Origin of the sequence: Ornithinibacillus scapharcae TW25 (assembly GCF_000190475.1) — a bacterium.
In the GTDB taxonomy this organism is placed as follows: Bacteria; Bacillota; Bacilli; order Bacillales; family Amphibacillaceae; genus Ornithinibacillus; species Ornithinibacillus scapharcae.
Genome location: NZ_AEWH01000039.1, coordinates 37,577 through 45,461 on the forward strand (window position 1 = coordinate 37,577; position 7,885 = coordinate 45,461).

9 protein-coding genes are annotated in these 7,885 nt (G+C 35.3%); 3 read left to right on the forward strand and 6 right to left on the reverse strand.

The window, feature by feature from the left end; genetic code table 11:
* The first annotated feature begins 21 nt into the window (after nt 1-21).
* Nucleotides 22-312 carry a YtzH-like family protein gene (locus G5W_RS0109580; protein WP_237706213.1) on the forward strand — a complete coding sequence of 97 codons (291 nt, stop codon included), beginning with the start codon at nt 22-24 and terminating at the stop codon, nt 310-312.
* On the opposite strand, the gene G5W_RS0109585 is transcribed toward G5W_RS0109580, so the two are convergent.
* From G5W_RS0109585 to G5W_RS0109610, 6 genes are all read right to left on the reverse strand, one after another.
* Entirely contained in the window at nt 304-1,110 is an 807-nt protein-coding gene (locus tag G5W_RS0109585) for a phosphotransferase (RefSeq protein ID WP_010096196.1), read from the reverse strand. The two genes, G5W_RS0109580 and G5W_RS0109585, sit on opposite strands and share 9 nt — an antisense overlap.
* 226 nt (nt 1,111-1,336) lie before the next feature.
* Nucleotides 1,337-2,227 carry a diacylglycerol/lipid kinase family protein gene (locus G5W_RS0109590; protein WP_010096198.1) on the reverse strand — a complete coding sequence of 297 codons (891 nt, stop codon included), beginning with the start codon at nt 2,225-2,227 and terminating at the stop codon, nt 1,337-1,339.
* A gap of 1 nt (nt 2,228) precedes the next feature.
* Nucleotides 2,229-3,146, reverse strand: a complete 918-nt coding sequence (locus G5W_RS0109595) for a hypothetical protein (protein ID WP_010096200.1) — start codon at nt 3,144-3,146, stop codon at nt 2,229-2,231.
* Nucleotides 3,130-3,717 carry an RNA 2',3'-cyclic phosphodiesterase gene (gene thpR / locus G5W_RS0109600; RefSeq protein ID WP_010096202.1) on the reverse strand — a complete coding sequence of 196 codons (588 nt, stop codon included), beginning with the start codon at nt 3,715-3,717 and terminating at the stop codon, nt 3,130-3,132. Before thpR ends, G5W_RS0109595 begins: the two co-directional genes overlap by 17 nt.
* A gap of 9 nt (nt 3,718-3,726) precedes the next feature.
* Nucleotides 3,727-4,440, reverse strand: a complete 714-nt coding sequence (locus tag G5W_RS0109605; RefSeq protein ID WP_010096203.1) for a pseudouridine synthase — start codon at nt 4,438-4,440, stop codon at nt 3,727-3,729.
* A 15-nt stretch (nt 4,441-4,455) separates the two neighbouring features.
* On the reverse strand, nt 4,456-6,081 hold the full coding sequence (locus G5W_RS0109610; RefSeq protein WP_010096205.1) for a putative polysaccharide biosynthesis protein: 1,626 nt from the start codon (nt 6,079-6,081) through the stop codon (nt 4,456-4,458).
* A gap of 181 nt (nt 6,082-6,262) precedes the next feature.
* On the opposite strand from G5W_RS0109610, the gene G5W_RS0109615 reads away from it, so the two are divergent.
* Both G5W_RS0109615 and G5W_RS0109620 read left to right on the forward strand, forming a co-directional pair.
* Nucleotides 6,263-7,531 carry a BaiN/RdsA family NAD(P)/FAD-dependent oxidoreductase gene (locus tag G5W_RS0109615; RefSeq protein WP_010096206.1) on the forward strand — a complete coding sequence of 423 codons (1,269 nt, stop codon included), beginning with the start codon at nt 6,263-6,265 and terminating at the stop codon, nt 7,529-7,531.
* A gap of 80 nt (nt 7,532-7,611) precedes the next feature.
* Complete coding sequence (locus tag G5W_RS0109620) at nt 7,612-7,797, forward strand: hypothetical protein (RefSeq protein WP_010096207.1); 186 nt, start codon at nt 7,612-7,614, stop codon at nt 7,795-7,797.
* Nucleotides 7,798-7,885 lie beyond the last annotated feature (88 nt).

Below are 7,885 nucleotides of genomic sequence, written 5' to 3' on the forward strand. Positions count from 1 at the left end.
TACTATCCGATGAGGTGATTGATGATGTCGTTAACAGTAAACCATCAACTAGAGTTATTACTTGATTTATTAGATGAACAGCAGTCTGAATGCTGTGCACAAGTCTCTGAGTACCAACAGATTAAACGATTAGTAAAATCTATGTTAGCAAACAATACCATTACAGATGAGCAACTATTACAATTGCTTCCTGAAATATATAATTATGGGAGACAAGGTGAAAGCGTTCAGAATCATGAAGAACATATTCTAACAAACAAAGATAATATTACGAATTGGATTAGTGCAATCGAACAAACAAACTTACAATAATTTCATTTGGAAGTTAAATTCCTTTAATGAATACAATCGTTCCTCATATTTTTCGTGTTCATTTCTTTCATAATGAAATGCTAGAAAAGATAGGGAGTCTATAATTAAGTACCAGTACATCCGAATTAAAAACTGTTTGTCCAGATTAATTCCATACTTTAATAACCAAGTTTCCCACTTTTCCTTTGGAATATAGGAATCCAATACTTTCCCATAATCCAAAATGGGATCTGCAATGGTTGCATTATCCCAGTCTATCAAGTATAACTGCTTGTCATCGGTAAGTAATAAGTTATTATGATTCATATCGCCATGACAGACGGTTTGCTTTTGCTGTCTGGCTATCTCTAAATACTTAGCAAGGTAATTTAAACCGTCTTTTATTTCAATGGAAGCTTGATTGATATTATTTCTTTTTAACCGACTTTCAATCGTATGCATATAATCATCTGCAGTAATTGGTTTTTTTCCTAACCTTAATAGCATGTGCAATAGCTCTTGGGAATGATGAATTTTGTGTAGAAGATCAGCTACCCTTTCATGTTGCATTTCAGCTGGTCTTAATTCTCTTCCCTCTAACCATTCTTGAGCAGTCACCACATCTCCATTGTGTAGTCTTTTCGTCCAAACTAATTTTGGTACAATACCTTCTGCAGATAGTACAGCAAGAAATGGTGATGAATTCCGTTTAAGAAAAAGTTGCTTCATATCTTTCTTAGCGAAATACGCCTCCCCAGTTAATCCTCCTGCAGGCGTAACTACCCAATCTTCATCTAAGACTTTCTTAAACCATTCCATCATACATTCCCCAAATCAACATTATAATAACACGTCAACAGAATAAGCATTCACTCGCCCTTTGACAATGAATTAGTTTTCTTATTTTGGCAGATTCATTAGTTTCATTCCACTCTACCAATTTAAACAAACATGTATTTAGATTATCGAATTTTAATTAGTATTTTCAAGATGTCCGCCTCATTTAATTACAAAAAAACAAGAACCCTTTATTTGGTTCGACTGCTTATTTTTTACTAATTGAGCAATTTTGACACGAGCCTGTTTGTCCATCGACCTGAAAGGTAATGGGTTGACTAGTATGAATGATGACTTGTTTTGCTTGAAAAAGATGTACTTCTTTAAACGTAATATGTTTACCAGTAAATACGGTTAAGAATAAGCCAAGGATTTTCCACTTCGATATTCCTTGAATGATAAGGATAGGAAAATAATTAGGTTGTATTCGAGCAGTTGGGATAATTTTCATTCCGCCACCATAATACTGATGGTTTGCAACTGTAATCATCCAGCAATCAGAAACTACTTTTTTATCATGTTCTAATTCTATCTCAGCACGAAAAGGCTTGAAGCGAAATAGTACTTGAATAATTGCAATTACATAACTTAAATTGCCTAGGCGCAATTTATTAAAAAACTTCTTATAAATAGAATGATTTGCCTTTTGCGCTATTTCCGCATCAAATCCTAAGCCAATACTATTAACAAACGTACGCACAGTAGAATTATCTAATTTATAATTTCCTCGCCAATAAGGAATTCCTTTCTCATCATGAACAATTCTCTTCAAGATTTCAGCTGGCGAACCCTTAATGCCACTTCCCCTACCAAAATCATTTCCTGATCCCCCAGGAATAAAGCTAATGGGTATGTCAACATCGCTAATACCATTCATTACTTCATGAATCGTCCCATCACCACCAATCACAATAATCCCTGTTACATCCTTCGAGCGTGAGGAGCTGATTTCTCTAGCAAGTTCCTCAGCATGACCAGGATAATGGGTAAAATAGTGACTAGTAATAATTTCTCTATACGTTTCACTCCTAGCTAATTGGTTAAAAACACGTCGGCCTCTTCCATTACCTGCCACTGGATTAACGATGAAAATATACATTTCATGATTCCTCTTCGTTTATGATAAATCCATTGTCTTCCTCTTCTAACCATTCTGGGCGTTTTACATATGTAGATTGACAATGCTTTAGAAGGGCCTCTGCACCTTTTAATTGATTGCTCTTTAAAGGTGAAGATAGAGAACGCTTCACTTTGAACCAATTTTCATAATCTTTTTTCCCTATTATTCTAGTTTTATAAGGTTCCGATAAAAAATTAATGATATTGGTTCTCGAGAGTACTATCTTTTCTATTGGAAAATCAATCTCATACTTATCCAATATTCCGCGAACAATCTTTTCAGTTCGTTTCAAAGCAAAGATTGGACTTAATTTTTTGGTTACTTTATTATTCGTTTCAAATGTCCAACTTCTCTCTTCCGTAGCAGATATAATAGTATCTGGAGTTTCTTCCAATAGGTAAATTATATCAATTCCGATAGGCGTAATTAGGATAATCTCCGTCTCAACAGGTGCATTTCTAATTTCAAAAATAGGATAATACATGAGTAAAAATGTATCCGGAAATCGTTGTAAGAAATATTGTAAGGTTTTATCCGTATAGTATTTCTTTTCAACAAAGGATACATTGGAAATAGTTGATGTTGCCCATTTAAATTGGAACGGTAGAAGATGATCTAAAAAATAACGTTTTAGTTCTTTCTCCGAGTTTGGAAGATTGTCTTCTACTCTTGGTTTTTCAGCCAAATCTGCCTGATGCTTTTTCGCAAAAAATTTCCACTTATTTTTTTTAGATGTTTCTTCTTCACTTTCTGGTAATTGCATTTCCTCTTGATTTTGCCAGAGATATTGTAACTTTTTCCAATTATCTTGCTTTAGACGAATAAATTGACTTGGGTAGCGATAAATATCCCACTCGTATCGAGTAATATAATTTTGCAATTTAATTAATTGGGCCAAACGATTCCCCCCTCTTCAGCCTGAATGTTTCCACTCGTTCATATTTAGGTGTCTTTGTAGGAAAAATTTGATATAAAACATATTCCTCAATATCCATCGAATACTTCATGGATTGAAATTTATCCTTCATTACTTTAAGAATTTCGGTTTGTTCAGGTGTACCATTCCATTTCTTGGCGAGTGTAATGTGGGGCCGATATGGACGGTTCTCTTTTGGAAATCCGGCAGATAAAGCAGCTTTCTCAACCTTTAAAAAGAGCTCATCTAGAGATTCTATTCTATTGACTCCTGCCCATAACACTCTCGGACTATCCTGTTTTCCAAAAGTCCCTAATCCCCCAACATTAAGCGAAAACCCTGTTTGATTAATCAAACGTAAAGAATTGAGAAGTTTCTCTAATTTCTCTTCTTCTACTGCACCTAGAAACTTCAACGTAATATGAAGATCCTGCTCATGTGGCCATACTTTATAAGAAAGACCAGCCTTTAATTGACTCTGCCAATTTGCAAATTGTACACGTAACGCTTCTTTAATCGGAATAGCTATAAAATAATGTGGAGTTTGTCCCATTCATATCCCTCACTTAATAGAATGACAATAAGAAAGCTCTGCTTCATTCAACTCACGATAAGTACCAAGCTTAAGGGTTTCATCTAACCTCAGCTCTCCCATACTTAATCGCTTTAAATAAATTACTTTCTTCCCCACAGCTTCGAACATCCGCTTTACTTGATGGTACTTACCTTCCGTGATGGTCACCTCTATTTCCGACTTTGCACCACTTTGAATTATCTTTAATTTTGCTGGTTTGGCTTGATACCCATCTTCTAATATAACTCCCTTTGCAAACTCCTCTATATCTATATCGGTTACATTTCCCGAAATTCTAGCATAGTATGTCTTTTCAATATCTTTTTTAGGTGATAATAACTGATGGGCTAGTTGTCCATCATTCGTTATTAGCAATAGTCCCTCCGTATCCTTATCAAGCCTACCAACTGGAAAGGGGTCATAATGTTTAAACTCAGGTGTCAACAGATCAATTACAGTTTTATCAACACGATCTTCTGTTGCAGAAATGACACCTGGTGGTTTATTCATCATAATATAGATATAAGGTTTATATTCTACCTTGATTCCATCAACCATAATCGCATCGTGATTTGGGTCAACTTTTATTCCACTGTCTTTTATAACTTTGCTATTTACAGTAACTCGTTTGTTTTTCACAATTAGTTTAACATCTTTTCGAGATCCATACCCCATATTGGAGAGTAACTTATCAAGTCTCATGATGACACCTCATTATCAACGAAATATCTTACTTAATTTGCGAACACGGTTACCAAATATCCGCTCCAGTAATGTTGATTTATAAGCGAACCACAGGTAAACATATCCACCACCTATCACTCCAAGACCAAGAACTAGAATTAAGCCCAATCTAGATTCTTCATAAGGGAATATGAATCCTATAATAAGTTTTAGAACAAGAATAACAATCCCCATAATAAGTACAAATATGCCAATAAGGATGGTTCGCTTTATTATTTCTTTAAATGGAAACTCAACAGATTTTTTAATCCGAACAAAATTTAAAAGTACTGCAATACCTACACCAATTGCTGTTGCAAATATGGAACCTTTTGCACCGAACCAATGGATAAACTGTATATTAAATAGTATCTTAAATAGAATTCCTGCACACAAATTGATTACAGCGTGATTTTGCTGATTAATACCTTGTAGTATTGCAGCTGTAACACTAAGTAAAGCAAATAGGATTCCAACTGGTGCGTACCAACTCAATAATGGTCCTGCATCCTTCAAGAAGCCACCTATTCCACCATATAGTGTACCGTATGCTTCTGTTGACAGCATAGACAACCCAAAGGAGGCTGGAATCACTAAGACCATGATAATTTGTAACGCTTGGTTTATCTGATTAATTAGCTGCGGTTTATTGCCTTGTGTAAATGAAGAAGTTAATACAGGCATAACTGCTAAAGAGAGCCCAGTTGCTAATGTTACAGGAATAATGACTACTTTGTGTCCTAGTGAATAAATTGCACCAAATAATGCTTCTGTTACGTCACCTAACCCAATTGCTGTCATCGCTCTATTAAAAGTAAAGGTGTCCACTAATTGAAAGACAGGTATTGCAACTGACACTATAACAAAAGGACCTGCATATCGGAACAATTCCGCCATCAATTCTTTCTTCGGGATATTATGAACAGATTTTTGTTCAGCTATATGCTTATTAATATGTGGTTTACGCTTTTTCCAGTACATAAGTAATACGATATAAGAAGCTATTGCACCTATAAATGCAGCAAATGTTGCAAAACCAACTGCTGTTGATTTACTTCCATCAAGAATGTATATAACAAAAAATGCAGCTACTAATAAAAAGACTATACGTGCAATTTGTTCGATAACTTGCGATACCGCTGTAGGTCCCATGGACTGATTTCCTTGAAAGAAACCTCTAAATATACTCATTGAAGGTGTTATAATTAACGCAAAACTAACCATTCGAATAACCATTGTTACATCTTCAACACTATTATGTAATTCTTCATCAGAGATTATTAATTTTGCTATAAATTCAGCACTGAAAAACAAAGCAAGAAAGGTGACGACACCTGTTAGTGCCATAATTGACATACCTGTCTTAAACATCCGCATTCCAGTATAGTAATCCCCTAAGGAATTGTATTTAGAAATAAATTTGGAAACCGCAAGCGGGATACCAACTGTAGCAATCGTGATTAAGATACTATATGGTAAGTATGCATACGAATATAAAGCAATTCCTTCTTCCCCAACCATAGCGTTAAAGGGTATTACATATATCATTCCTAAAAATTTTGATAAAAAGGAGGCTGCTGTTAATAAAAAGGCACCTCTTACAATCGTTGATTTCGCCATTTCTTCACCTGCATCTACATTTAAATATTACACATTATCCTATTTTATCACACTACCAGTTTCTAGGATAACCTCAACTATAGTACTATTTATTTATTTGTGCTAGGCAATATATACCGGCTATTGTTTGAGTACAAGCTATCGGAAATGATAAAATTAGTTCTGAAAGGAATGAGTTCGATTGAAATATGACGTAATCGTTATTGGTGGAGGTCCTTCAGGCTTGATGGCTTCCATTGCTGCAGCTGAGCATGGAGCGAAAACAATGCTTATAGAAAAGGGAAATAAATTAGGTAAAAAATTAGCTATTTCTGGTGGGGGCCGCTGCAATGTAACTAATCGCCTTCCACAAGATGAAGTGATAAAACATATTCCAGGAAATGGACGTTTTTTATATAGTGCTTTTTCCGTATTTAATAACTACGATATTATAGATTTCTTTGAAGGTATGGGTGTTGCACTCAAGGAAGAGGACCATGGTCGGATGTTTCCTGTGTCTAATTCTGCTAAGAGTGTAGTGGATGCTCTAATCAATAAGCTCGAAGAATTAAAAGTAAAAATACGGCTAAACACAACAGTAAAAGCAGTACACTATGGTAAAGATCAGCATACGATCATATTGGAAAATGGTGATAAAATTGATACATCAGCGATTGTTATCGCTGTAGGCGGTAAAGCAGTACCACATACAGGATCTACAGGAGATGGATATGCTTGGGCCAAGAAAGCGGGACATACCATTACTGAGCTCTATCCTACAGAGGTGGCACTTATCTCAAATGAAGACTTTATTAAACATAAGACACTTCAAGGGTTATCTCTAAGGGATGTTTCTTTATCCGTATTAAATAACAAGAATAAATTTATTATTTCGCACAAAATGGATATGATTTTTACACACTTTGGAGTATCCGGTCCTGCAGTTTTACGCTGTTCACAATTTGTCGTCAAAGAGCTTATGAAAGGTAGGAAGTCAGTCGATATGCATTTAGACCTACTACCTGAGAAAACAGAAGAAGCGTTATATAACGAATTACAATCATCACTTGAGGAGAATCCTAAAAAAGCTGTTAAAAATCTGTTAAAGGGTACTGTTCCGGAACGTTTCTTAACGTTTATACTAGAAAAACACAACGTTACAGAAGAATTAAAAGCGGCTAATCTAGGAAAAGAAACCTTACGAAATATAGTACAAGATTTTAAAGGCTTTACATTTAAGGTAAACGGTTCGCTCCCATTAGAGAAAGCATTTGTAACTGGTGGGGGAGTGTCTATTAAGGAAATAGTACCAAACACCATGCAATCAAAATTAATGGATCGATTGTATTTCTGTGGTGAAATTCTAGATATTCATGGTTATACAGGAGGGTATAATATTACTTCTGCATTAGTAACTGGAAGAATTGCTGGGATGAATGCAGCTTATGAAGCTTCTTTCACTGGTATTTGATACCTCTTATGTTTTATGCACAATAGGGTAATCTATACTTGTATGGGGACATAATATGGCACTAGAAAGGGTTGGTTTGAATGCAGACAAAGGGCAAATGGTTACCAATTCTTGCATCTGTAGGAGTTGGAGCTGCAACATACTATACTATGAGTAAGAACAACCAAAATCTTGGCCAAACCATCGCTAAAATGGTACCTTTTTTTACAGGATTGCGCAGTAACAGTAGTAATTCAGGAAAATTAGGTCCGTTTGGTATGGCATAATGTCTTCATCATGGGCGCACCATTAATGGTGCGCTTTTTTTCATCGTCTTTTAAACCTGTTTCATTTCCTTATCTAACCACAAAAAAG

Bases quoted from the DNA above. Each gene is read 5' to 3' on its own strand.
- G5W_RS0109580 (WP_237706213.1), top strand. From the start codon at position 22: ATGATGTCGTTAACAGTAAACCATCAACTAGAGTTATTACTTGATTTA.
- G5W_RS0109585 (WP_010096196.1), bottom strand. From the start codon at position 1,110: ATGGAATGGTTTAAGAAAGTCTTAGATGAAGATTGGGTAGTTACGCCT.
- G5W_RS0109590 (WP_010096198.1), bottom strand. From the start codon at position 2,227: ATGTATATTTTCATCGTTAATCCAGTGGCAGGTAATGGAAGAGGCCGA.
- thpR (WP_010096202.1), bottom strand. From the start codon at position 3,717: ATGGGACAAACTCCACATTATTTTATAGCTATTCCGATTAAAGAAGCG.
- G5W_RS0109605 (WP_010096203.1), bottom strand. From the start codon at position 4,440: ATGAGACTTGATAAGTTACTCTCCAATATGGGGTATGGATCTCGAAAA.
- G5W_RS0109610 (WP_010096205.1), bottom strand. From the start codon at position 6,081: ATGGCGAAATCAACGATTGTAAGAGGTGCCTTTTTATTAACAGCAGCC.
- G5W_RS0109620 (WP_010096207.1), top strand. From the start codon at position 7,612: ATGCAGACAAAGGGCAAATGGTTACCAATTCTTGCATCTGTAGGAGTT.